Annotated in this window: 25 protein-coding genes; 8 read left to right on the plus strand and 17 right to left on the minus strand. The window is 41.9% G+C overall.

What is annotated here, in order from left to right; translation table 11 throughout:
- Window positions 1–51: 51 nt before the first annotated feature.
- Entirely contained in the window at window positions 52–696 is a 645-nt protein-coding gene (gene nth, locus DSBG_RS08905; RefSeq protein WP_068963795.1) for an endonuclease III, read from the minus strand.
- 22 nt (window positions 697–718) lie between these two features.
- Window positions 719–1,777: an HD-GYP domain-containing protein gene (locus DSBG_RS08910; RefSeq protein WP_068963796.1), complete on the minus strand. Its 1,059-nt coding sequence runs from the start codon at window positions 1,775–1,777 to the stop codon at window positions 719–721.
- 168 nt (window positions 1,778–1,945) lie between these two features.
- Here DSBG_RS08910 and DSBG_RS08915 point away from each other — a divergent pair, with 168 nt between their 5' ends.
- Together DSBG_RS08915 and DSBG_RS08920 are read left to right on the plus strand one after the other, a co-directional pair.
- Window positions 1,946–2,698 (plus strand): TSUP family transporter, encoded by a 753-nt coding sequence (locus tag DSBG_RS08915; protein ID WP_068963797.1) that lies wholly within the window; start codon window positions 1,946–1,948, stop codon window positions 2,696–2,698.
- 609 nt (window positions 2,699–3,307) lie between these two features.
- Window positions 3,308–4,357: a GGDEF domain-containing protein gene (locus DSBG_RS08920; RefSeq protein WP_068963798.1), complete on the plus strand. Its 1,050-nt coding sequence runs from the start codon at window positions 3,308–3,310 to the stop codon at window positions 4,355–4,357.
- A 394-nt stretch (window positions 4,358–4,751) separates the two neighbouring features.
- On the opposite strand, the gene DSBG_RS08925 is transcribed toward DSBG_RS08920, so the two are convergent.
- From DSBG_RS08925 to DSBG_RS08945, 6 genes are all read right to left on the minus strand, one after another.
- A complete protein-coding gene (locus tag DSBG_RS08925; protein ID WP_068963799.1) occupies window positions 4,752–5,366 on the minus strand; it encodes a YigZ family protein in 615 nt (204 codons plus the stop codon).
- 11 nt (window positions 5,367–5,377) lie between these two features.
- Entirely contained in the window at window positions 5,378–5,761 is a 384-nt protein-coding gene (locus DSBG_RS08930) for a thioesterase family protein (RefSeq protein WP_141694272.1), read from the minus strand.
- A gap of 114 nt (window positions 5,762–5,875) precedes the next feature.
- The gene (locus DSBG_RS24015) at window positions 5,876–6,001 is read right to left on the minus strand and encodes a hypothetical protein (RefSeq protein WP_009624623.1); all 126 of its coding nucleotides are present in this window, start codon (window positions 5,999–6,001) and stop codon (window positions 5,876–5,878) included.
- A 22-nt stretch (window positions 6,002–6,023) separates the two neighbouring features.
- Window positions 6,024–6,449, minus strand: a complete 426-nt coding sequence (locus DSBG_RS08935) for a CBS domain-containing protein (protein ID WP_068963801.1) — start codon at window positions 6,447–6,449, stop codon at window positions 6,024–6,026.
- A gap of 127 nt (window positions 6,450–6,576) precedes the next feature.
- Entirely contained in the window at window positions 6,577–8,523 is a 1,947-nt protein-coding gene (locus DSBG_RS08940) for an APC family permease (RefSeq protein ID WP_068963802.1), read from the minus strand.
- 50 nt (window positions 8,524–8,573) lie between these two features.
- A complete protein-coding gene (locus tag DSBG_RS08945; RefSeq protein ID WP_009624626.1) occupies window positions 8,574–9,299 on the minus strand; it encodes a demethylmenaquinone methyltransferase in 726 nt (241 codons plus the stop codon).
- A gap of 248 nt (window positions 9,300–9,547) precedes the next feature.
- Here DSBG_RS08945 and DSBG_RS08950 point away from each other — a divergent pair, with 248 nt between their 5' ends.
- Both DSBG_RS08950 and DSBG_RS08955 read left to right on the plus strand, forming a co-directional pair.
- Window positions 9,548–9,895 (plus strand): PadR family transcriptional regulator, encoded by a 348-nt coding sequence (locus DSBG_RS08950; RefSeq protein WP_068963803.1) that lies wholly within the window; start codon window positions 9,548–9,550, stop codon window positions 9,893–9,895.
- Window positions 9,896–9,921: 26 nt separating this feature from the next.
- Window positions 9,922–11,106 (plus strand): MFS transporter, encoded by a 1,185-nt coding sequence (locus DSBG_RS08955; protein ID WP_068963804.1) that lies wholly within the window; start codon window positions 9,922–9,924, stop codon window positions 11,104–11,106.
- Window positions 11,107–11,247: 141 nt separating this feature from the next.
- Here the strand turns inward: DSBG_RS08955 and DSBG_RS08960 are convergent, their stop codons facing one another.
- From DSBG_RS08960 to DSBG_RS08980, 5 genes are all read right to left on the minus strand, one after another.
- On the minus strand, window positions 11,248–11,535 hold the full coding sequence (locus tag DSBG_RS08960) for a FeoC-like transcriptional regulator (protein WP_068963805.1): 288 nt from the start codon (window positions 11,533–11,535) through the stop codon (window positions 11,248–11,250).
- Between the two features lie 32 nt (window positions 11,536–11,567).
- Window positions 11,568–13,655 (minus strand): ferrous iron transport protein B, encoded by a 2,088-nt coding sequence (feoB, locus tag DSBG_RS08965; protein ID WP_068963806.1) that lies wholly within the window; start codon window positions 13,653–13,655, stop codon window positions 11,568–11,570.
- A gap of 92 nt (window positions 13,656–13,747) precedes the next feature.
- Window positions 13,748–14,014 carry a FeoA family protein gene (locus DSBG_RS08970; RefSeq protein ID WP_040413518.1) on the minus strand — a complete coding sequence of 89 codons (267 nt, stop codon included), beginning with the start codon at window positions 14,012–14,014 and terminating at the stop codon, window positions 13,748–13,750.
- 384 nt (window positions 14,015–14,398) lie between these two features.
- On the minus strand, window positions 14,399–14,710 hold the full coding sequence (locus tag DSBG_RS08975; protein WP_068963807.1) for a zinc-ribbon domain containing protein: 312 nt from the start codon (window positions 14,708–14,710) through the stop codon (window positions 14,399–14,401).
- 381 nt (window positions 14,711–15,091) lie between these two features.
- A complete protein-coding gene (locus tag DSBG_RS08980) occupies window positions 15,092–16,093 on the minus strand; it encodes an asparaginase (protein WP_282434207.1) in 1,002 nt (333 codons plus the stop codon).
- A gap of 187 nt (window positions 16,094–16,280) precedes the next feature.
- Here DSBG_RS08980 and DSBG_RS08985 point away from each other — a divergent pair, with 187 nt between their 5' ends.
- The 3 genes from DSBG_RS08985 (at window position 16,281) to DSBG_RS08995 (ending at window position 18,615) form a co-directional block, all read left to right on the plus strand.
- Window positions 16,281–17,261 carry a glycosyl hydrolase family 18 protein gene (locus DSBG_RS08985; RefSeq protein ID WP_083236791.1) on the plus strand — a complete coding sequence of 327 codons (981 nt, stop codon included), beginning with the start codon at window positions 16,281–16,283 and terminating at the stop codon, window positions 17,259–17,261.
- A 130-nt stretch (window positions 17,262–17,391) separates the two neighbouring features.
- The gene (locus DSBG_RS08990; RefSeq protein WP_068963808.1) at window positions 17,392–17,670 is read left to right on the plus strand and encodes a late competence development ComFB family protein; all 279 of its coding nucleotides are present in this window, start codon (window positions 17,392–17,394) and stop codon (window positions 17,668–17,670) included.
- 270 nt (window positions 17,671–17,940) lie between these two features.
- Complete coding sequence (locus tag DSBG_RS08995; RefSeq protein WP_068963809.1) at window positions 17,941–18,615, plus strand: Crp/Fnr family transcriptional regulator; 675 nt, start codon at window positions 17,941–17,943, stop codon at window positions 18,613–18,615.
- Here the strand turns inward: DSBG_RS08995 and DSBG_RS09000 are convergent.
- Complete coding sequence (locus DSBG_RS09000; RefSeq protein ID WP_068963810.1) at window positions 18,612–19,466, minus strand: hypothetical protein; 855 nt, start codon at window positions 19,464–19,466, stop codon at window positions 18,612–18,614. The two genes, DSBG_RS08995 and DSBG_RS09000, sit on opposite strands and share 4 nt — an antisense overlap.
- A gap of 140 nt (window positions 19,467–19,606) precedes the next feature.
- Here DSBG_RS09000 and DSBG_RS09005 point away from each other — a divergent pair, with 140 nt between their 5' ends.
- The gene (locus DSBG_RS09005; RefSeq protein ID WP_068963811.1) at window positions 19,607–21,856 is read left to right on the plus strand and encodes a DEAD/DEAH box helicase; all 2,250 of its coding nucleotides are present in this window, start codon (window positions 19,607–19,609) and stop codon (window positions 21,854–21,856) included.
- Window positions 21,857–22,051: 195 nt separating this feature from the next.
- Here DSBG_RS09005 and rd read toward each other — a convergent pair whose 3' ends face one another.
- The 3 genes from rd to DSBG_RS09020 form a co-directional block, all read right to left on the minus strand.
- Complete coding sequence (gene rd / locus DSBG_RS09010; RefSeq protein ID WP_068963812.1) at window positions 22,052–22,213, minus strand: rubredoxin; 162 nt, start codon at window positions 22,211–22,213, stop codon at window positions 22,052–22,054.
- Window positions 22,214–22,310: 97 nt separating this feature from the next.
- The gene (locus DSBG_RS09015) at window positions 22,311–22,766 is read right to left on the minus strand and encodes a hypothetical protein (protein ID WP_141694266.1); all 456 of its coding nucleotides are present in this window, start codon (window positions 22,764–22,766) and stop codon (window positions 22,311–22,313) included.
- A gap of 18 nt (window positions 22,767–22,784) precedes the next feature.
- A complete protein-coding gene (locus DSBG_RS09020; RefSeq protein ID WP_068963813.1) occupies window positions 22,785–23,477 on the minus strand; it encodes an HAD family hydrolase in 693 nt (230 codons plus the stop codon).
- Between the last annotated feature and the right edge of the window lie 381 nt (window positions 23,478–23,858).

Raw genomic sequence — 23,858 nt, forward strand, 5'->3', positions numbered from 1 at the left:
TATTCTAACACGAAAGGAGGTTAATAAGAAGCTTGGGAAGAGAATTTATTTTTAACTCTTGAGTGCTTGGTACATCTTGCAAACAACCGTTAATGGGCATTCTTCACAATTCGGTTTACGAGCAACACATATTCGTCGACCATGAAAGATCAAAAGATGATGGACTTGTGTCCATCTCGCTCTTGGAAAGATCCGCAGCAGTTCTTCCTCAACTTTTTCCGGTGTTTTCCCATTGGCTATACCTAAACGATGCGCGACACGAAAAACATGCGTGTCAACAGCTAGCGCCGGAATTCCAAACGCATTACTCGCCACAACATTGGCTGTTTTACGCCCCACTCCGGGAAGTTTTCTCAACGAATCTATATCATTGGGTACTAGTCCCGCAAAGTCTTCAACGATTACCCTACAAGCGGCAAGAATGTTTTTAGCTTTATTATGAAATAAGCCAAGGGAGCGAATTCTGTTTTCGAGTTCTATTTGCCCTAAAGCTAGGATCTCTTCTGGGGTATTCGTTTTGGCAAACAGGGAAGCGGTGACAAGGTTCACTCTTTCATCAGTGCATTGCGCAGATAATATGGTGGCAATCAAGAGTTCAAAAGGAGTACGAAACTCAAGCTCACAGTGAGCATCCGGAAACCGCTTCAGTAAGGCCTCAAAAATGCTATTCGCTTCATAGGAAGAAATCTCAGACATGTTCTTAAAACCTCCAGAGTGGTTAGCCTAAAACTTCTCGTATAAAAATAGTACGCTTTTCCACCATATTATATTCTTTAATTACATTTTGCCCGAATTCCGATTCATCAAATACTCGAACTATAGGCCGAGCTGGCATGCTTAAATTTTGATCGACAACAACTCCAATTTCTCCGGTAGTCAATCTCACAGTTACTCCGGTCGGGTAAGCCGCAATATTTTTAAGGAATAATCGAACCATTTCTAAGGGGTAAAGTGTGCCCGCAAGACCCATTAGAATTTCACAAGCTTCATAGGGCATAATTCGCTTTTCATCACTGTAGTCGGATGTCAGCCGATCATAGAGATCTGCAATCGCCACAATCTGAGCCAAAGGGTGGATTTCCCCTTCTTTGAGGTGCCGAGGATACCCGGTGCCATTCATGTGTTCATGGTGCTGAAAAGCAATGTGGGCAACGACCAAACTAAGATCTTTACGTTTTCGAAGGTCCTCAAAGCCTAAAATCGTATGTGTTTTAACAAGTTCTATTTCTTCGGGAGTTAAATTAGCGGCTTCACTAAATAATTTCTGATCCAATTGCACCTTACCAATATCGTGAAGTATCGCACCGATGGCCAAGGTATCTAATTTCTCACGATCTAAGAACATGGCCTTCCCTAAAACTGTTGAAAGAACGCAGACATTGACAGAATGAGCAAAGATCTGGTTATCGAAACTTCGCATATCCATCATGTTTACCAGGATATCTTTCTTAAACAAAACTTCTTCAACGATTTTACTAATGATTTTCTTTAATTCAAAGCCATCAAGATTTTTTCCTAACCGAACTGCTCGCATGCTTTTTTCCAAAATCCCCATAGCTTGACGACGATTTTCTTCACTAATAACATCTTCGACTATAACATCATCAAAACGATCGTCTTCAATGTAGAGAATGGATATCCCCATATCTCTTAATTTAGCTATGTATAACGGAGTAAGTTTAACTCCCTTGCCTAACAGGACTCTGCCTGAACTCGAGAAAATCGTTTTACCTAATATATCTCCAATCTTTAACGAATTAACTCCTACTTGCCGCACTTAGAGGTTTACTCCTTCCTATTGAAGAACATTTTGACTACTTGATATTAATACAATCCTATATCATTTTTTGTTTTTTTCCAGTCCCGACCTGAAAATAATAATGACGATTACGAAGCTTGGGAGTATACTTTACAAGGTACATTTTTTAAGTGAGGTATTAAACGAATGTGGCTTAATCTTTTCATTATCTGTATACTAGGTTTCTCAGCTGCAGCGGTCGACGCAATTGCCGGAGGAGGAGGACTCATAAGTCTTCCCGCATTATTATTGGTTGGTGTGCCCCCCCATCTAGCTCTTGGAACGAATAAATTTTCAGCATCCATGGCTTCTTTAAACAGTTCTATTACGTTCGCCCGCTCTGGTAAAGTGCACTTACCGCTAGTAAAGTGGCAAATTCCTTTCACTTTAATCGGTGCACTCCTTGGTGCTTGGGCCGTTCTTAGGGTCAGCTCCGAATTTTTAAGTAAAGCAGTCTTAGTCTTGATTTTATTCGTAGGAATTTATACCTTGCTACATAAAAATCTAGGAATGAAGAACAACTTCAAGGGACTCGATCCTCTGCATATATTTGTAGGGTGTCTATTTGCGATGGCCTTAGGATTTTATGACGGATTTTTTGGTCCTGGGACGGGGTCCTTCCTTATCTTTTCTTTTATTGCCCTTTTCGGCTTTGACTTTGTTGTTGCCTCGGCAAATTCTAAAGTTTTGAATTTCACTAGCAACGTCGCTTCTCTTCTCCTCTTCGCCTGCAATGGAAAGATTCTCTTGTCATATGGAATTCCAATGGCCCTCTTCATGATTTTAGGCTCTCAAGTTGGAACGCGACTTGCCATAAAACGTGGAGCAGAACTCGTCAAGCCGATTTTTATTGTAATGTCTTTGTTAGTAGCTGCCAAACTCATTTATCAATATTTATAGTTCTCAACAGCTAAAACAAGCAGACCTGTTCACTTTAAGCTCTTGTAAACAAATCAACTCCCTAATAGAAGACTAGGCATTGCAAGTCTCCTATTAGGGAGTCTCTTTCTTTAGCCACCCTAATAGTTATTACTCTCTATTATAGTAAAGCTGCCTATTACGGCAAAAATATCTATTTGGGGTCCTTGTTCCAATTCACTGGATGACTTGGTTAACCTCCCGGCTGCTGAAGTATCGGATGTTGATCATCCGCTAATCCATACAGTTGTATTTTTAGCCAGTTTGACCCAGTACGAGCACTGATTAAAAGGTATCCTTGCGTATCATTGCTAAAGCGAAAGCAAGTATTACAAAAGACACAGTCGCACGATACTAGTTTTAAATTCGACAGAAGTCTCATTTCTCCTTCTTCTTATGCTACCGATTTGTAAGGCTTTATATAAATTGCACAAGCTACCATATCTTCCTTCATGGTAAAAGACTATAATTATCAAAGGATTATTCATATGGAAGAGAATACAGCTATAGAATTTAAATTCATACATATTACATACGGGACCTGCTAAGCGCTAGATTCCGTGTTTGAACATTGATTTGGGAGGCTTAGCTATGCCGCGAGATAAACAAACTGATCCTGAAGACATCTCTAGTTTAAAACAAAAAATCGAGATCTTAGAAAGCCAACTCGAAGAGATTCGCTTACAAACTCACGTCCTTTTAGACATTGCACGTGCTCTTAACGCATCTCTCGATACACGAGTTATTGCTACCAATATTATTAGCGCCATTGTTTCGCTTATTGGTATTAATCAAGCGAGTGTTTGTCTTTATAATGAAAAAACACAAGACTTTGAAGTTATCGGTGTGTTTGATTCAGGTACCCTCTCCCCTCAGATACCACCTCATCTCGATCTCTCATTTCTCAAGAAAGTCTTAGCTGAAGGGGTAACCTATTACCGTCCACCTCAGGATTTACGGGATTGGAAATGGATCTGCTGCCTGCCTCTTCAAAACGCACAACACAAAATCGGAAGTATTAATATTCATTCCATTCGCCAACCGGAAATCACTTCCGAGCAAATGGAGTTTTTAGAAACTGTTGCCGGTCATGCCTCCTCTGCTTTGGAAAATGCTCTACTGTATGCCTTTGTTGAACGGGAATCAATCACAGATGGGCTAACAGGAGTATATAATCATCGTTATTTCCAAAAACGATTGCGCGAACAAATCTCACTATGTCAACGCCGTAAACGTTCGGTTACTTTCGGCTTACTTATCATCGATGTTGACAATTTTAAACTTTTTAATGACCGCTACGGTCACCAATTTGGTGATACTGTCCTTCAAACCATTGTGAGAGAACTTCAAAGTAATTTACGAGAAGGTGACCTTATTGTTCGCTATGGCGGAGAAGAATTTGTCATTCTAGTACCTGAAACCACTGAGAAAATAATCTTGCTAATCAGTGAGAAAATTCGTGAAGTCGTTGAAAGAACCTTGATTCATTACCCACCAACAAACGAGGACGTATCCGTTACCGTGAGCATCGGAGCAACGCTCTGGCATCCTTCAGATTCTCCCGCCTCATTAATTTCTAGGGCAGACCATGCCCTTTATAAAGCTAAAAAAACAGGCCGAAATCAAAGTATCTTTGAATAGCGGTCCCCTAAACCCTTATTGTTATACGCAGAGAAGCACTAATTCTTATTTTAGGAATTAGTGCTTCTCTGCGTATAACAAGCTTTTTGCAACTATTCATATAAACTATACTTCAACAATCCTAGACAAAGGTCCTCGTTTTCTTGGTATACGGCGAATTGATTTTACAAGTTGGTAACACGAGGTTGTAATGACTGTAGCACAGCCTAAGAGAAACCCACCTATCATCAGCACGAGAATCCAAGCCAGCATAAAAAACACCCCTTTCGCACACATCATATTTAACTATGATATATCTTGATTATCATTATATCAGATCAAGATGAAAAGAGATAGTGATTGTGTTCACTTTCCTAAAGTCCGACTTTTCTTTCTTTTTTTTGCGTTCTTTCTCTTAACCCCAGATACTACCAACTTCTTCATAAGGCACTTGCTTTCGCGTGAAGTCATCCAGCCACTTTGTGAATAACTCAGTCTCTTGTTCCGGCACATGGACAACAAGCTTGATAACTTCACTAAATTCCTCTTTATCGGTAATCCAAGAATGTTGATAAAGCTGATATTTAAGCTGCTCAAACCATTCATAAGGCACTCGCAAAGCAAATACCTGATAAAGAGTTAATTTTTTCAATTCAGTCTCACTTAAAACTTGCCGGGCAGTGCCACCATAAGCCCTAGACAGTCCTCCTGTCCCAAGAAGTATTCCTCCAAAATACCTGACAACAACCACCAAAATATTCCAAACGTTCCGGTGTTGCAAAATATCAAGCACGGGACGTCCACCCGTCCCTTGCGGTTCACCGTCATCGGAAGACTTCTCAATAAAACCATCATGTAATCGATAGGCATAGACATAATGACGCGCATTTGGGTAATCTTCACGAATCTTTAGTATTGATTGTTCTATTTGCTCTAACGTTGTTAGAGGTACAGCAACCGCAATGAAACGAGATTTTTCAATCACTTGTTCACCCGTAATCACTTGAGATAACGTATAAAAATCTTCCACAGTTACATCCCCTATATACGAGTCTGCGCTTTAACAAGAAACGAGTCAATATCTATTATAAAACGCTCATGTTTTCCTACGCCGATCTGTCCTACTTCATCATAAACCTCTACTGAAAAAACCAAACGTCGGCGGTCTATTTCGATAAGTTCAGCAGTTGCAGAAACTTTAGCTCCTAGTGGAGTTGCTGCAGTATGCGAAATATTTAAAGAAGTACCTACACTCGATTGCCCTGCTGGAAAATTTAGGGCATCTACAGCTGCTTGCTCCATGAGTGCCACCATTGCTGGTGTTGCGAAGACCTCTAAGTGTCCGCTGCCCATGGCCTTAGCAGTATTTAAAGAAGTTACAATCGTCTGAGCCTGCCCACAAACCCCAAGCTGTAAATTCAAAATTATCACGTCCTCGTGACTATATTTTACATAATTGTATCACGAAACATACAATAGCGTTGTGAAAATTTCACAACGCTATTGTATGCTATTCTCTGATTAATTTTGACTATGCCATTACATTCTTGCAATCCAATAGCCAATATAACCAACGACAACAATTCCAATAACATGAACGACCCACCAACCTGTACGAAACATTCCCCAGACTCCTAAGTCGATGCGCTCACGTATGTCACCCATATTTTTCACCTCTTATTTTAATTTAATGGTGAGCGGGGCCTTGTGAAATTTCACTGAGTGCATCTCCTGCTTCATTAATGTGGATTTTTTCAATTGCCAGGTCACCGATGGCTACAATACCCAACAATTTTCCCTGTTCCACAACCGGTAACCTTCTAATTTGATATTTTGACATCAAATCAGCTGCCTCATGTACATCTTGATTAGAAGTCACGCTTTTGATATTTGTACTCATGACATCCTTAGCCGATGTGCTCTTGGTATCTCCTCCGGTCGCGACAACGTTCAGAACAATATCTCGGTCGGTAATAATTCCAACCAATTCATTTCCTTTACAAATTGGAATAGAACCGACATCGTCTTTCTTCATTAACCTCGCAACCTCGACAATTGAGGCATCCGGAGTAACCCAATCAACTGAACTCGTCATAACTTCACGCACTTTCATACTTTAACTCCTCCTAGAATGATTTTTATTTTAGCAAAGCTAGTATAAACATCTTCTCTAAAAACCATGCTGGGTATTATTGTCTGAAATCATAAAAACCGCCAAAGCGGTTTTTATCTTAACATCCCTATTTAGAGTTAACATTTAAGTTAATTGAGTGCGCTTCTCTCGAGACAGGATGGTATGGAACACTGGTCACTAGAATACTTTTGCGGAAAAGTAACATTAATTTCATTAACTGCCCTGTTTGATTATGAAGAAGATTTTGCCACAATCTTTCCGGAACATATTCCGGAATGGCGACGGTAATTGTGTCAAAATGTCCTTTCTTCTCCACTTGATCAATATAATTCAAAAAGTCGTGGACAGTAGCACGATAAGGAGAATCGACAATTTCTAAAGGGATTTCTATATGATGCTCTGTCCAATGCTTAAGCAACTTTGCTGCTCGATTGGGGTCAGATGCTACATGAACAGCCGTGACCTGAGGGGTCAAAGCATAGGCATATTTCAATGTTTTTAAAACAATCAGATTTAAGTCATAAACTGGGACGATCACTTTATTACGATAGTCTGCCAATTCAACATGTGCTCTTCGCCGCTTTAATTTTGTCACATGCCTCTGAAAACTTTCTAGCGCTTCTGTAGTGACCTCTACTTCCCGGATTTCACACTTATAAACGTGACGAATAGCTCGGAACATCAAAACAAGAAGAGGCATGATCACAAGAATAATCCATGCTCCTTGCCTAAACTTCGTCGTAATAAAGATAATTAAAACTAGGAATGAAATGACTCCTCCAAAGCTAAATATTGCAAAGTCGACCAGCCACTTTTCTCCTCTTTCTTGCCACGTATGTTTGGCCAGACCGGTACCTGTCAGGGTAAACGAAATAAACACCCCAATAGCATAGAGCGGAAGCATCGAATGAGTGTCTCCATGGAATACAATAATGAGCAGACTAGACACTAGAAACAACGTCCAAATTCCTACGCTATAAACAAGACGGTCCCCTAAATTTTTAAAATACCTCGGCGCGTATCCATCTCGGGCCATTAAACTCAACAAGATCGGTAACCCAGCATAAGGGGTACTCGAGGCAATGACAAGAATAGCTGCGGCTGTGCCCATCAAGATAAAATAAGGAATAGTCTTTCCAAAGATAATTACACCCAATTGATTTAGGACGGTGTTTCCTTCAGCCGGAACAAGGTGGTAGGCGCCAGCTAAATATGTCAGCCCAATTAATCCCAAAGAAACAATAACGCCCAAAATCATCAAAGTGCGGATAGCACGCTTTTGGGCTGGCTTTTTAAAGGCCGTAACCCCATTACTTACTGCTTCAAACCCAGTTAAGGCTGTGGTACCGCCTGCAAACGCTCGCGCTAAGATAAACCAGGTTATCCCATTAGCTGAGGACGCTGCAATATGCCCTGTTGCTACTGCCGAAGGTGTTACGCCGTGGACTAAAATCTCAACCAAACCCGTTCCGATTAAAAGTGCTAAGGTAGCAATATAAAGGTATACAGGTAAAGCAAATAGTCGTGCAGATTCTTTTAAACCACGTAAATTAACCCACGCCATAAAAATGATGATCAAACAATCCGCGAGAACTTTGTGCTCAGTCGGAGCTAACCACGGAAAAATCCCAGTCAAATTCTCTATAGCAGAGCTAACACTAACAGCAACAGTCAAAATGTAGTCGAGCGTTAAACTCGCACCTGCAATAAGACCATAGTTCTCACCGAGATAAGCTCTTGCAATAGTATATGACCCACCACCTTCCGGATATTTCTGGATTGCTTTACGGTAAACAAGAAAAATACTAATCACCAGTAATACGATGGCAATTGAAATTTTCAAAACATAAGCATAGCCCAAAGAACCAACCAAAAGAAGGACATAAAGAATCTCATCCGGCGCATACCCCTCTGAAGAAATAATGTCCGAACCAAAAACTGGGACCCCGCCAGAAACCCCAACTTTAGCATCCTCAGCGTTTTGGGTCGCCAGCGGATGGCCAAAAATAGCTGTACGAATTCTCAACCATAATAATCTATTATTATTAGCCATCAGAAAAAGCCGCCTTCTTTCTGCCACTGAATTAATGGCCAAAACTCACATTACTCTTTCTTTGGTTTTGTACCTGAAACGATGGCAACAACACCGCCGGCCAAATTATCGAAACGCGTTTCGATCAGCCCACACTCTGCGAAAATACGGACCAGCTCTTCCTGTGCGGGAAATTCTCGAGCCGAGTCATGTAAATATTGATAAGCGCTAGCTTTTTTAGCCCATATTTTGCCCATTAAGGGAACGAGTTTTTCAAAATAGACCCAATAAGCTTGTTTGAACACTGGGAAAGATGGTTTAGCCATATCCAAGGATACAACCTTTCCACCGGGTTTAACGACACGCACCATCTCTCGGATTCCTTGTCTTAAATCCGGCAAATTTCGTAATCCCCAACCCACCGTTACCCCATCAAACGAACCCTCTGAAAAGGCAAGTTCCATTGCATTTCCTTGGATAAATTGAATACAGTTCAGGTTCGGTGACTGTGTTAATGAATGTTTAGCGACATCCAACATTTTTCGAGAGAAGTCTAATCCTGTAACTTTTCCTTTTGGGCCAACAACTTTTGCCAGTTCCATAGAAAGTTGCCCTGTCCCACAACAAACATCAAGCATATGCATACCGGGTTTTGCTCCGACACGTTCCACTGCAATCCGTCGCCACCGTTTATCCATTCCTAGGCTCATTAAACTATTCATTAAATCATAATGGGTAGCAATTGAATTAAAAGTCTCTTTGACATATGTTGATTTATCTTTACCTGCAAAATCCATCGTTTATCTCCCTATCCATTGGTTCTTTATTTATAATTAGTATTTCATTCCTTTAAATAGTACGCGATGTTTGCCCCCTTGTCTAGGTCCCTTCCATATCTAAGCCACAAATAAACAATCCCAATCAATATTGTAAATTAAAAGTTCTAAATTATACTTTATTAAAAACGCTTAAACCGTTATACTGTATATAGCACCATGATGTATATAGCATTATAATGTGATAAACAGTATTAGGAGGTGAATCATTGATCCAGTCAAAACAAAGTCGTCATACTAATGCTTTCATTCTTCTTTTTTTGGAGGAGTTATCTGTGGCCTATGGTGCTCAAATTTTCTCTCACCTACAGTCAGAATTGCCTTATTGCTTATCCGATAGTCCAAGCGTTTACCGTGCCCTTCAGGAAATGGAAGAAAAAGAGTGGGTGAAATCCAATTGGAAATCTCCGCAGACCGGTCCTCCGCGCAAATGGTATAGCATTACTCACAAAGGACGAGCGGCCCTTCATCAGTATGCTGAAGACATCGTACAACGACAGGCTAATTTAAATTTCTTTCTTAAACACTATGCTGCATTAAACCGGACGAATTTATAATGCATAGCTGAAAGGAGCCTCACATTATGAGTCCCACAAAGCCTATAAAATATTCAACGATTAGTATACTTTCTTTAGCTCATATGCTAAATGATATGTACAGTAACTATTTACCTCAAATGCTTCCGTTTCTGGTAGCCGCTACAGCGCTTACTACCACTCGGGCTGCCATCCTAGTATCAGTGTTCACCATCAGTTCCTCCTTCATTCAACCACTCTTCGGTTATTTCCTTGACCGGCAAGGAAAACGCTGGCTTGTCCATGTGGGTACCTTATGGATGGCAATTATGCTTAGTTTAACCGGACTTGTCCACAACTATCTCCTTCTTGTTGTTCTGGCTGGGTTAGCTGGACTCGGTACAGCCGCCTTTCATCCCCAAGCGTCTACTATGATCACAGTTGTCAGTGGCGACCGAAAAGCAGTTTTCTTATCCACCTTTGTTGCCTTCGGAAATATCGGTTTTGCTCTCAGCCCGCTTTTACTTGTTCCTTTGTTTCAAACATATGGTCTGCATGCTACTATTTACACTGTCATTCCTGGAATTTTTGTTGCACTATTGCTCTTTTTCTTTGCGCCCAAAAATGACGTGCTCGGTGGAAATGCTCCAACTTTTTTAGAGGTTTTACATTCTTTGCGGTCAGCTCGTTCAGAGCTACTGACTATTACCGGGGTTATTGCGATTCGTTCTTTAGCCTATACCGGGTTGTTAACGATCCTACCCCTATATTTTCAAGCTCAAAAGCTCTCATCCATTGCCTCCAGTCATTTAGTCTTTATTATGCTGTTCTCTGGAGCGATCGGCGGGGTCCTCGGGGGATTAATTTCCGATAATTATGGTCGGAAACCTTTAATTGTCAGTTCGCTTATTTTATCTACTCCCCTATTCTATAGCTTTTTACACTCCCACGGGACTCTGAGCGTTGTTTTCCTGGCCCTCGCTGGGGCATCCCTACTGTCAAGTTTTTCAGTGACCGTTGTTGCAGCGCAAGAGGCTATCCCTAATAATAAATCTTTAGCAGCAGGACTATCAATGGGATTTGCCGGAGGAATCGGTGGGCTAATGGTCATCATAATTGGCCGTATTGGAGATTCCTACGGTTTATCTTCAGCTATTTCCATATTATTTTTTCTTCCCCTCGTGGCTGGAATTATCGCCCTGTTCATGAAAAGCCGACCTTCAGCAAAAGCAGGTCGCTTAAGCGCACGCTGATCTAGATACAATTCGGAATACTGGGTATGAAGGAAGGGGATCGCCTAAGCGATCCCCTTCCTTCATATTTTGTATCTTAATAAAATTATGCTAGATGTTAAATAGATGACATCTCCATAGAACGTTGCAATTTATTATTCCTTATTTTGGCTCCGAACCCACTAATGTTTCGCCTCGCTCCGTAAGCACCCAAAACGTGTACGTTTCGGACGAAGCAAACCCACATCCTACACACTGACTGCTTCCCCGATCGGTACTACAACTCGAACTACAGGATTGACCGAACTGTTCGGTGCGAATATATCCCATATGTTCCATTTGTTCCAAAGCATTTTCTAGTTCTCGCACCGAACAGCCAACTTCATGAGCCAACTGTGCCATTGATAATGATTCCTTGCGTGCTAGTATTTTCATAATACTTGTTAGCATATCATTCCACCCCCAGAGGGCTTATTTAGAGCTTATTGAAAACCAAGTAGCATTCCACCGTGGAAAACAATCCACCCCATCACAAAACTAAGAATAAGGTTATATGCTACCCCGAAGCTGGTCCAGCCTAAGCTTCCAGATTCTTTATACGTTGTAACGACTGTGGCGAGGCAGGGAATATAAAGCATATACACTACTAAGAAGGTAAACGCCCTCAAAGGAGTCATGGCGCCCGTCATGGCCTGTGCGATGGACTGCGACGCATCTGCAGCAACACCGTACAAAATACCTAGGGTCGACAGTGTCGTTTCCTTAGCAGTGAACCCAAAAACGATCGCAACCATGATCCGCCAATCAAATCCTAATGGCCTTCCAATAAAGGATAACCAGCCTCCCATATCCCCAGCCCACGTTTCATTCATCGGAACCCCTTGCGGATAAGAGCTCAGTACCCAGACTACAATCGATGCCACTAAGATGAAAGTCCAGGCTCTTTTGAGAAAAGAATAAGTTTTATGCCATGTTGGTATCAGAACATTGCGCAATGTAGGAATATGGTATAGAGGCAATTCCATGACAAAAGCTGACCGTTCTGTTTGCTTGACTACTCTTCTTAAGAAGAGCGCAGAAAACATCACCAGAATCATACTTAAGAACAATAGACTTAGCATAACGACAGATCCCCGAGAACCTGGGAAAAATGCTGCAACGACAGCACTCATGACCCCTAAACGTGGAACACAGGGTATTAACGGATTTATAAGCATGGTAATCAAACGATCTTTAGGGTCTTCCAAGGTTCTTGTAGCCATAATTCCCGGAACGTTGCATCCAAACCCAGAAACTAAAGAAAAAAACGATTTTCCATGCAACCCCATCAGTTGCATAAAGCGATCCCCTAAAAACGCAGCACGCGCTAAATAGCCACTATCTTGCATAAAGGAAAAGAAAGCAAAAAATATCGCTATCTGAGGAACAAAAGCTAAAACAGCACCAACCCCCGCAAAGATCCCGTCTCTCACCAAACTTTGCACAAAGTCTGGCACATGGCCCCATCGCAATAAACCGACAAGGACATCAGCAGCCCAGGCCATACCTCGCGAAACAGCATCACCTATAGGCGCACTGGCAACAAAAGAACCCCAAAATACTACGGCCAAAACCGCGAACATGATTGGATAACCCCAAATAGGTGAAAGTACCCATCTGTCCAATAAGTCAGTCCATGTTGGTTTTGCAGGATTTTCGTGAGTCCTAAACTTCGGTAGAATATGAGAAATGTATTTATATTTGGCATCCGCAAAGGCCATCTCAAAATGATCTTTGCTCCACCCTTCTGCCTCATAAGTCTGCAGCAAGTCATCGCCTGGAAGCGCAACCGTTTCTAGAAGCTCGTAATTCACAACATCACCAGGGTCACAACAAGAATCTTTACTCTTACTTTTCCGCGACTGGGACGTGCTTATCTTCCACTCTTGTCCGATCTCCGGATCTCTCTCTAAACGTTTAAGAGCTAACCATCGCAATGGATACATTGTTGCCCATTTGGTTTTCGCCAATAGATCTTCCATTGCTTGAATCTTTTGTTCGAGTTCCTTCGGATAAGAAACTTCGACTGGGGAAAGGTCTTGCTCCAGCTCCCCCACTCGAATTGCTTCAGATAAGAATTCCTCAATCCCTTTTCCTTTGGCCGCGACGATTTCAACCACTGGCACATTTAATGCTGCTGCCAACTCAGATGTACGGATCGTAATTCCAGCGGTCTGAGCCAAATCCAACATATTTAAACCGATAACAACACGGGGAGAAAGTTCCAGAATTTGCAGAACTAAATAGAGATTTCGTTCAATATTCGAAGCATCAACCATTGCCATGACAACATCTGGTTTTTCACGCAGGATATATTCTCGTGTGATGATTTCCTCTTGTGAGTAAGCAGTTAAACTATAAGTCCCTGGCAGGTCAATTAGTTCTATCTCTTGATTCGCTCTTTGGATTAAACCCGACTTTCGTTCAACAGTTTTTCCCGCCCAGTTGCCAACCTGTTGGTTAGAACCAGTCAAGGCGTTGAAAACCGTACTTTTTCCAACATTAGGATTTCCCACAAGTGCTATTTTCATAACTTAGCCGCCTCCCTTTTTTATGCTCATAAATCATGTCCTAAGCGGCAACCCGGAAAATCTAAACAGATTAATCAATCTTAGCTCTTTAACTAACGACTCGCTAAAAGGTGTTCTCTGTGCTCTTGATGAGCTTCAGTTACAATAATTTTCGCACATTCTCCTCGGCGCATCGCTAAATAGTACCCTTTGAGGCGAACTTGGAGTGGACCGCCCCAAGGAGCACGACGGACAACCTCTAACTCAACCCCAGGGACAATACCCATATCCATCATCCGGCGACGCAATGCTCCCCCACCTTCAATATGCTCAACACACGCCCGCTCTCCAGGTTTTAAATCTCCTAATAATCGTTTCATCGCGATCACCTCTCCTCTATGTAAATGATAATCGTTATCATCAAATGCCAAAAAATTAACTGAGAACTTATCTCATTTATAATATTACTATTGTTTTCCGACCCTGTCAATAGATCATAACAACCATTATTCAGATTCGAATATTCGCAGTCCTCTTTCCTCTCAGTACCGTTTATCACAGCATTTCCAGAGTGATTAGAACAACTAGGCAACATTCTTAAACAAAAAATATTTAAGAATGATAAGCATTGCAAATTATAAGAGGCTATAGCTCAGTCCATAATGCTCAATTCAGAAGATCACGTAATCCTTGGGCAGTCATAAATGCTTTTTGACACAATCAAAAGGAGCAGGAGTTACCCCCTGCCCCCTTGTAAATTTTTCTTAGTAACGACGCATGGATTGGAAACAATCGCGGCAATATACTGGTTTTTCACCAGAAGGTTGAAAAGGAACTTCAGTTTGTACACCACAACTTGCGCAGATTGCAGGAAACATTTGACGTTGTGGGCGACTACCGTAACCACCACCATAATTACTACGACCACCTGTTTGTTGCTTGCGGGCATGACGGCAGGCTGGGCAACGAGTTGGATCATTTTCAAACCCTTTTTCAGCATAGAAATCTTGCTCACTAGCCGAAAAAATAAATTCCTGACCGCAGTCGCGGCATGTTAAAGTTTTGTCTTGAGCCATTATAACTCCTCCTTATTTGGGTGTTCCTTGTACGCGTGGGATCCTCCACTAATTTTCATCCGTTCACCAAATAAGGTCAGAGTTATGGATTCCATTTTAGTTAGGCCCATGTCTTAACAAGCACACGGTCAGTATAGCAGAGCAACTGCTCATAAGCAAACGAAACTTTCTCCAAAATATTGCTTCTGTGGATCAACAGCATATAAAACAAACAAATCCTATTACAAGAAGAAACTGAGATTATCAAGAAAACTTGACTGGTGCCCGCGAAGACACTGTCTTCGCACGTATTAGCCTTCTTGCAGGATGGTAAGGCGTCGTGATGGTGAGAAGTGCCCTTCCAGAAAGAATGGAACGATAAGTTATGCTTTCTGACTAGTATTAGAGAACGTGCACTGCTCCCTTAATGAGCATCTTTCTTAGCACCTCTTTATCTACGCCTTGGCCTAAGGCAATGCTTAAAAATAATCGTGCCTTTTCTGTCGACAAATCCGCCGAAAACCAAGCCCCAACTCTTTCTAGGTCTGCCCCACCACCTGGATATCCATAGACTGGGGCGGTGCGTCCAAAAAAACAACGAGAAGTAATAACGACGGGAATGCCTTTAGCCACAATATCTGAAATCGCCTCTATGAGTTGGGGCGGTAAATTTCCGCGGCCGAAGGCTTCTATTACAAATGCTTCAGTTTCATCTTGAACCATTGCCCTTATAATATTTGAAGGCATACCCGTATAAGCCTTACAAATAGCGACCTTGGCTAACGCTTTAGGAACTCCAAGCTTGATGGTTTGTTCTGCTTTACGATGCCAAATAACCTCCCCCGTGTCAATACTTCCTAAGGCTCCTATATCTCCAGAATGGAAAGCATCCACATGACTGGTATGCAATTTACGCACATCACGTGCGGCATGAATTTGCTCATTGAGTGCAATGACGACTCCTCGATTGACAGCCAGAGGATCCAGTGCTATACGCATTGCATTATGTAAATTACGCGGACCATCTGAATCACTCTCTGAAGCATCTCTTTGAGAAGCAGTAAGAATAATAGGCCGAGAGTCTTTGATGGCAACGTCCAGGAAATAAGCTGTTTCTTCGAGAGTATCTGTCCCATGGGTAATAATTATGCCTTTTAATAAAGGATCAAGTGAAAAATGCCGCTCAACTTCCCTGGCTAATGCTCTCATATGATCGGGGTCTATATTGCAGCTGGCCACATTGCTGAAATCGCAGATTTCCCAATCTGCTTCCTGCGAAAGCTCTGGTAAGCTCTCGATTAATTCATGACCGCTCACAGCAGGTACCACTTTTCCTGCTGCATCTTTTCGCATGGCGATAGTCCCACCGGTAGCAATAAGAAGTACTTTTTCCGTCTTACTCACACCCCCTTCACCAAACCTATTCCTAAATCTATTAAAGACTGCTGCAGCCTAACAATATAAAAAGGTTTTGTTATGTTCATCGACATCTCTCCATTTACCTTATTTTACCTTATAAAAAGGAAAATTAATTAATCTTCCTTCTCATATCTTATCCTAGGAGTATTTTCCACATGAGGAGGAGTTCTGTTTGAATCCAAATTGGACACCCATGGCACGACGACTTGTCGAGAAACGATTATGGCTACTCGGGTATATTTCCGAGGATTATCAGGACGATTTGCGTGCAATTGACTCACTTCGACAACAAAGTTCCCACATTGATACCTATGCTGACTTTGCCTTTCAAGTTCAGCCCGATGGTAAGTTCGCTGGTCAAATTAATCAACTCGCCCTTCAAGAGGCTCTAACACGAAACATTGCCCCCCTCATTCTATTCCATAATTTTAACGGAAAAACCTTTGATCCTCAACCCTTACGTTCTGTCTTGTCTTCCACCGCTTCTCAGCGGGATTGCATACGTCATATGATAAATCTGCTCCCTCCCACGGCAGCGGGGGTTCATGTTGATTTTGAAGGCCTAGAAGCCCCTTACCGAATTCCATTTCTAGCCTTTCTAGAATCCCTAAAGGCGACATTACATGACCAGGGTATGCTTTTAACCATTGCAATCCCTGCAAAACGGTCCGAGGGGGAAGCACCCGGCTATGATTTTGCTGGCATAGGGCGGTTATGTGATTCAATTACTCTGATGACCTATGACCAGCATTTTGCGGGAGGTTCACCCGGGCCCATCGCCAGTTTACCTTGGATGACAGAGACACTTGACTATGCCATCCGCTATATTCCACACGAAAAACTACTATTGGGGATTCCTGTATATGGGTACGATTGGTCCAATGAATTGACACGTATTGTACCAATGCGTGCTGTTCCAGAGTTAGTAGCCCGAACCAACGCACGCATACTTTGGTCTGACCCCGCTGTAGAACCCTATTTCTATTATTGGCGAGGACGCCTTAAACATACTGTATGGTATGAAAATGAACTTTCTGCAAAGATTCGCCTTGGTTTTGTCAAGAGTTATCGGTTACGGGGCATTGCCATATGGCGCCTTGGTTATGAAACAAGTCGTTTCTGGCAAGAGGTAACGGGCAAACTCAAAAGATAATTTAACTTCCTTGGGAAAATTAAGTAGAGCATCTTGAGAGGATGCTCTTTTCTAATAACTACTTGTTCTTTAGTCAATTAACCCTTATCATAAAAATTAATAACAAAATATAGAGGGGTTGAAAAAAATTATGTATGAACTTAACAACCATACGAAAATTGTTGTCTATCAATCGCTCCAAGATTATCTTCAAAACAACAAAATATCTTGCTCATGTGAACGTTGTAAGGCTGATATTATGGCATTTGCTTTGAATCGTTTACCACCCCGCTATTATGTTTCTTCACGTGGCGAAATTATGACGCAATGGGAATCTCATGCCCTTCCAGACCAAGCGCGTGTAATGGCTGAGGTTGTCCGAGCCGCTCAACATGTCATTGCTTCACCCTCACACTCATTAGATGACTAAAATACAGTTAACTCGCATTTATAATGATGATGACCACCAATACGGCCACTATAAATAACGCCAATACCCGAAAAGGGGTATTGATGACTTGTCGCATACTAACAAAAGTCAATTCAATGCCAATCATACCCTAACCTCCTCACCCTTTATTAGAATATGGTGATTATTGGTATGCTGTGAGGCTATGGAGTCTGATTTCAATTACATTATTTTTTGATTGACCGGAAAAGCTGGTTTAGTGAAACTCAAATCAGAAATGAGGAGCAATACGTGCTTAAACCTGAAGAACTTCTCCGTTTTTCTCTATTTTCATCTTTAACCGCTGAGGATGTCGCTCCCCTGGTCCCTCATTTACATGAGCGTCGTTACCGTCGTGGGCAACTATTGTTTGTTGAGGGAGAGATTGGTTCTTCCGTTTATTTTGTTATTTCTGGACAAATCAAGCTCAGTAAATCAACCCTCGGGGGCGATGAACAAATTCTCGATTGGTGCGGTCCCTATGATTGTTTCTCTGAGGTCCTGCTTCTTGAAACGGGATCATATCCTGCCACAGCCCAAGTCCTTCAAGACAGCCTCCTATTAGTCCTACATAATGACGTCATGCCCCGTATTCTAGAGACTAACCCCGCTCTCTCTGTAGCCCTCATTCGCACACTGAGTCGACGATTAAGACTTGCCCAAGAGTTCATACGGATCCTAACAAACCGTTCTACCGCTGGAATTCTTGCCGCCCTGTTTCTTCGCCTGGCGCAACCTTCCCTTAAACCCGGAAATCCTATTTATGTAGATGCGTCTCTCACTCATCGGGATCTAGCCAGCATGATTGGTACGTCTCGCGAATGTGTCAACCGTGCCATTAACGGTTGGAAAAAATCCGGAATCTTAAAACTGGTCGATGATCGATTGGAAATTATTAAGCCCTATGAATTAGCCGAATGGCCTTAATTAAACCCCATCATAATGGAGCTTTCAGGTCTTTCCAGTTGATTTATTATGTGCCAGCACTCTTCCCAACCTATTGTCAACTGACGCCGCCAGAAAACCATAGCTGCACGCGTCTTTTCACCCGCTCGTTCATTAAGCATGCTTTGGTTTGGCGTTTTTCCCCCCCACGCTTTAACCCATTCCTGATAACATTGAATCAGTTCAGTCGATTTCCTTAAATATCGAATAGAAAAAATACACGCCAACCAGTGGATGACCTCATCCTCCCCTCCTCGAGCATATACTTGCCCATCTAAATCTGCTCCAGTGATCAAAAGGAGCAAAAACAAGAAATGAACGCGTACAGCTTGTCGCAATGACTCAGGATTCAATTGGAGGATTTCTGCAAACCGACCTAAAGGCTTAAGAAAGAGTTTCACACAGGGATCACGATAAGTAAAAATTCCAAAAGCAGTCAGTGGGATTGGAAAAACATCCTCTAAGCCGCTTTCTTGTAATTGACCTACTAATTCTCGTTCAGCTTGAACCAAACGTTGTTCTCTTATTAACAGTTGGTCTTTTGTTTCGTTTAGGAACAATTCTGCGTCTTTAGGACGTTCGGGAAGAAAATCCGCCCATTCACGTAATCGTGAGCGTCGTGGCATTAGTATATCAATTAAAGATCCTGTTTCTTGATGCAGCAGTTTGAATCCCTGGCGTACGCGCTCAGGGTCGCGATATAAGCCTCTCATTAACTTTTCTGCTGCATGGGGAATTTCCACGGATTCCTCAAACCGTATTATCGCTTCTCCGTTTCTCTCTGGAAACTTAAGTCCCATAGCCTGCTCAATATCTAGTCGCAATGAAGACACCACTGATCCCCCCTTAGCCTTGTCGCTTGTTTCATCTTATGGATTGTGGTGATCATTCAGACCATTTCCGGCTTAAAGTTGACCATTAATCTCCGCTTTGTTAAAATAAGTAAAATGACATCAGAAACGAGCTGACTAACATGTCTAAGCGCACCTATCATGAGTTCACTCTCGACGCTTTTCAAGAAGAGGCACTGGATGCCATTGATGCCGGGAAATCCGTCATTGTAGCTGCACCTACAGGTACCGGAAAGACGCTTGTTGCAGATTATTTAATTGAAAAAGCCATGAATGAGCATTTAAGAGTTATCTACACTGCCCCTATTAAAGCGTTAAGCAATCAAAAATATAGGGACTTCAAAAAACAGTTTGGAGAAGATGCAGTAGGCATCATGACTGGCGATGTTGTTCTAAACCCAACTGCCCCTCTACTCATCATGACGACAGAAGTTTTCCGCAACCAGGTCATCACGGAAGACCCTAATCTCGAATTTATATCTCATATAGTTTTTGATGAAATTCATTGGCTAAATGATGAGGAACGAGGAACTGTCTGGGAAGAGTCAATTATTCTCGCGCCCGCGAAAATGAAAATTCTTGGGTTAAGTGCAACAATCGCTAATGCCCAGCATTTAGTCGATTGGATCAAATCCATCCGGCATGAAGATGTTGCTCTAATCGAAGAATCCAAGCGGGTTGTCCCTTTAGAGTATTTTTACTATACCAAAGACACTGGCCTAGTAAATTATGATCAGCTTTGGCATTACTATCGCCAGAAACTAAAGGACCGTATTAATGATGAAAACCCCTTTAGCCCAACCACTCATTTAGACCTCATCCGCACAATTCAGCGTGACCATCTCCCGGCGCTTTTTTTTGTCTTTAGCCGAAAACAGTGTGCCTTAAAAGCTATGGAATTGGCTACACTTGCCAACTATTTAAAATCTCCAGAACGCCGAACTGTTGAAGAAAAATTCTTTCAACAGTTCGGTCCAGAGGCTGACTGGTCGTCTTCGACACGTCAGCTTAAGCGTTTATGTTCTAAAGGGATCGCCTATCATCACGCTGGTTTGCTTCCATCCCAAAAAGTAATTGTCGAAGAGCTCTTCCTAGAACGGCTAATTAAGGTGCTTTATTGCACAGAAACATTTAGTGTCGGAATTAATTATCCCGTCAAAGCTGTTTGTTTCGACTCACTCAATAAATATGATGGACGCAATTTTCGTGCGCTTGCGAATCATGAGTTTTTCCAGATGTCCGGTCGTGCCGGACGGCGCGGTCTTGATAAAAAGGGGTTTTCATTTGCCCTTGTCGATTTAGCTTATATGGAAAAAAGTCCGCCCCCAAAATTCCAGTTAAATCGGCTTGAGCCACTTACCAGCCAATTTCGACTGACCTACAATACAGTACTTAACCTTACTGCAACCCTAACGCAAGAACAAATTGAAATCTACTTTCAAAAAAGTTTTGCAGCCTATAGCTACCGATTGAGCTCGGATCAACTTCACAACGAATTAATTCAGATTCAGCAACAACTCAAAGGAGCCCAACATCAACTCTGTGAAGCGGTAGGTTCATTTAACTGTCCTTTAAAGCACCATCCTAAACGCAAGGAATTAGAAAGACTCCGGAAAACGTATAAGGCTCTGGGGCCTCGAAAGCAGTCCCGCGTATACGGACGAGAGATGGCCCGTAAAATTCGCTCCTGGGAAAAGTTGTTATCTCAATCTCCGAAGAGTTGCCCCTCTGGGCGACAGGAGAGCTGCAAAGATCAAAGCAAATCCTATTTAGCGATACAACAACGGCATAAAGATCTTCAAGCCGCCTTAGCGAGCCTTCCCGAGGAAAATGCCTTTCTTCATGAATTTGAATATAAAAAGAATCACCTCCGCCAAATAGGGTATTTACGCGGAGATGAACTTTTGCCTCGAGGTACATGTGCTAGTCATATTTATGTCCAAGAGCTATTAGTTACCGAACTTATTTACTCAGATGTGTTCTCTCAAATTGATGACGATCAGCTGAACGCCTTGCTTTCAAGCATCGACTTTGAAGCAAGAAAAAATGATATGTTTCAACGTGCTACTGTCTTCGATTCAGCTCCCGTCAAAGAGATCTGTGAATACATCCAAAGTATTTGTGGTCAAGATGCCATTAGATACGACCCACGAGTTGCCGGAATTACCTATGCCTGGAGTCAGGGCCAAACATTTGTTGAAGTTCAAGCTTTGTGTAACCTTGATGAAGGTGATATCATTAGCGTTTTTCGACGAACCATTGATCTCATGCGCCAGATGCGGGAGGCCGTAAGCGATACAGCCCTACGAGCTCGGCTAAAAGTATGCATGGAAAAACTTGATCGAGATGAAGCGGCTATAATGGAACTTTAGGAATAAGGAAATTTAGCTGCTTCAATAGGCTCAACCTTATGAAAAGAAGGGACCGCTGACCGTGTTGGCAATAAATTATGCTTTCGAACTAGCAAAACCGGCAAAACAGAAGGGAAAAGCTCTTTTAATAGCTTTTCCCTTCTGTAACTTTTGGCCCACAACGCCTTATCAAGGACAGCATAATGTATGTGCTAGTTACGCTTGAACCTCAAACTCACTTTTGCTTACTCCACAGAGTGGACAAACCCAATCATCTGGAATATCCTCGAAAGCCGTACCCGGAGCAATTCCTGAATCAGGATCTCCAACCTCAGGATCATAAACATAACCACAAGCCGTGCAAACATACTTTTTCATAAAAACGCCTCCATCCATAAATAGTATTAGTTTAGATTTAAACTAATACTATTTTAGCATCTTTAATATATTTTAGCCAATTAAATCTAAATAATTATTATCTTAAGGTACCCTTATACAAAGAAATATTATAATTCTTCAAGACATAGCAACAAAAATTCTCAACACAATGACACTGTTCCGTATGATCACAAAAACCCACCTCGAGTTTCCCAATTAAATGGTGATGCAAAATATGTACATTTACATATAGGTGATTTACCCGCTCGCTCACTAGTAGATAGTACCGAGTCGCGAAATAAAACAGCACGATCATAGCAATAATTATGATTATCCGGATACCTGGCAAGAACCAAGGAATCAACAAACTACCTAACCCAAGAAGAAAAATAACAATTATCGCGATTGTTTCTTGTAGTTTAGCGTTTTTCCACTCTTTATATCGACCAAGAAATTCATAGAATAACAAAGCCATACGCACTGAAGGGGCCGGCAGCTCTACGAGACTTGCCGTTTTGTTTAGTACGGGGTGGCAAAGTATTCCCACGCTCATCCTTCCCTTCTGAGGTGCTTATAAATTCCCTTGACTTATTAGACGGAAAAGATCGTCGAGCTGACCTACATAATCTGTCTCCACCTCAGATTCTAAAGTTCCCATAAAAAAAAGTTTCATCCCTAGTTCCCGACAGATTATATCTTCTATATGTTCACTGACTAATAAACAACTATCCGTTTTAACACCAAGACTTTCGGCAACTTCTCTAAAAAAACCAAGATGTGGTTTACAATAATGAAAGGTATCTAAGGCAGGAATAACTTTAAAATGTTCTGGAGTAAGCCCGGCCCAGCGAACCTGTTCTTGCATAGCAGTTAACGGTAACAATGGACTCGATCCAACAGCCGTTAAAAAACCTTGTTGTATAGCATACTCAACGACTTTAACCCCGAGAGGAATAGTCTGAATCAGGCAACGCAACGTAGGAAAATCGGATTCGTAAAACTCCTCAAAAATTGGTCGCAGTGTTTGGAATGACTGACCAGTGGCTTTACTGAAGTCATCGTAAAATGTCTGCATATTAGTTTGCCCCGGTTTGGGTTCATTTTTCATAATCTCCAGCGATTTTAATAGTTGTTTAGAAAGCTTATCAGGGGAGATAAGGTGCGCAAAGCGAGGGGCCAAGATTCCTAGGTAATTCCGCATGAAATCGGCCGCATCTACTTTTGCCAACGTACCCTCTATGTCAAAGAGAATGGCTTGAATCACGATCCTGTCCTCCTATTGAGGTCTCAAACACAGAACTATTCATTGTTCCGGTTCTACACTATATTATTCTCCTTTTCCTTACGAATTCCTCCCAGCGCTTGAGATGTTCCTTCTTCAACTATAAAAATTCCATCTGGCTGAGCTAAATCCACTACTAATTTGCCCCTTTGTCAAAAATCCAGTCTAAGCCAATGGCATAAAGTGTATAAAGAAAACTTGGCTGGCGCCCGAAGACACTGTCTTCGCACGGATTAGCCCTTCTTGCAGTATATAACGAAGTTTATACTTTCTGATAGTAAAAAAAGGCCTCAAAGGATTGTTATCCCTTGAGACTTTTTAACTGTTCTCAGCTTTCGCAACGACCCACTCTGCTTTACAGAG

Source organism: Desulfosporosinus cupriresistens (assembly GCF_001707885.1).
In the GTDB taxonomy this organism is placed as follows: domain Bacteria; phylum Bacillota; class Desulfitobacteriia; order Desulfitobacteriales; family Desulfitobacteriaceae; genus Desulfosporosinus.

Coding starts and splice junctions, on each gene's coding strand:
- DSBG_RS09015 (WP_141694266.1), bottom strand. CDS start 22,766: ATGAGCGTGGGAATACTTTGCCACCCCGTACTAAACAAAACGGCAAGT.
- DSBG_RS08945 (WP_009624626.1), bottom strand. CDS start 9,299: ATGGATTTTGCAGGTAAAGATAAATCAACATATGTCAAAGAGACTTTT.
- DSBG_RS08990 (WP_068963808.1), top strand. CDS start 17,392: ATGTATGAACTTAACAACCATACGAAAATTGTTGTCTATCAATCGCTC.
- DSBG_RS08960 (WP_068963805.1), bottom strand. CDS start 11,535: ATGCTAACAAGTATTATGAAAATACTAGCACGCAAGGAATCATTATCA.
- feoB (WP_068963806.1), bottom strand. CDS start 13,655: ATGAAAATAGCACTTGTGGGAAATCCTAATGTTGGAAAAAGTACGGTT.
- DSBG_RS08935 (WP_068963801.1), bottom strand. CDS start 6,449: ATGAAAGTGCGTGAAGTTATGACGAGTTCAGTTGATTGGGTTACTCCG.
- DSBG_RS24015 (WP_009624623.1), bottom strand. CDS start 6,001: ATGGGTGACATACGTGAGCGCATCGACTTAGGAGTCTGGGGAATGTTT.
- DSBG_RS09005 (WP_068963811.1), top strand. CDS start 19,607: ATGTCTAAGCGCACCTATCATGAGTTCACTCTCGACGCTTTTCAAGAA.
- DSBG_RS08955 (WP_068963804.1), top strand. CDS start 9,922: ATGAGTCCCACAAAGCCTATAAAATATTCAACGATTAGTATACTTTCT.
- nth (WP_068963795.1), bottom strand. CDS start 696: ATGTCTGAGATTTCTTCCTATGAAGCGAATAGCATTTTTGAGGCCTTA.
- DSBG_RS08975 (WP_068963807.1), bottom strand. CDS start 14,710: ATGGCTCAAGACAAAACTTTAACATGCCGCGACTGCGGTCAGGAATTT.
- DSBG_RS08940 (WP_068963802.1), bottom strand. CDS start 8,523: ATGGCTAATAATAATAGATTATTATGGTTGAGAATTCGTACAGCTATT.
- DSBG_RS08915 (WP_068963797.1), top strand. CDS start 1,946: ATGTGGCTTAATCTTTTCATTATCTGTATACTAGGTTTCTCAGCTGCA.
- DSBG_RS08970 (WP_040413518.1), bottom strand. CDS start 14,014: ATGAAACGATTATTAGGAGATTTAAAACCTGGAGAGCGGGCGTGTGTT.
- DSBG_RS08920 (WP_068963798.1), top strand. CDS start 3,308: ATGCCGCGAGATAAACAAACTGATCCTGAAGACATCTCTAGTTTAAAA.
- rd (WP_068963812.1), bottom strand. CDS start 22,213: ATGAAAAAGTATGTTTGCACGGCTTGTGGTTATGTTTATGATCCTGAG.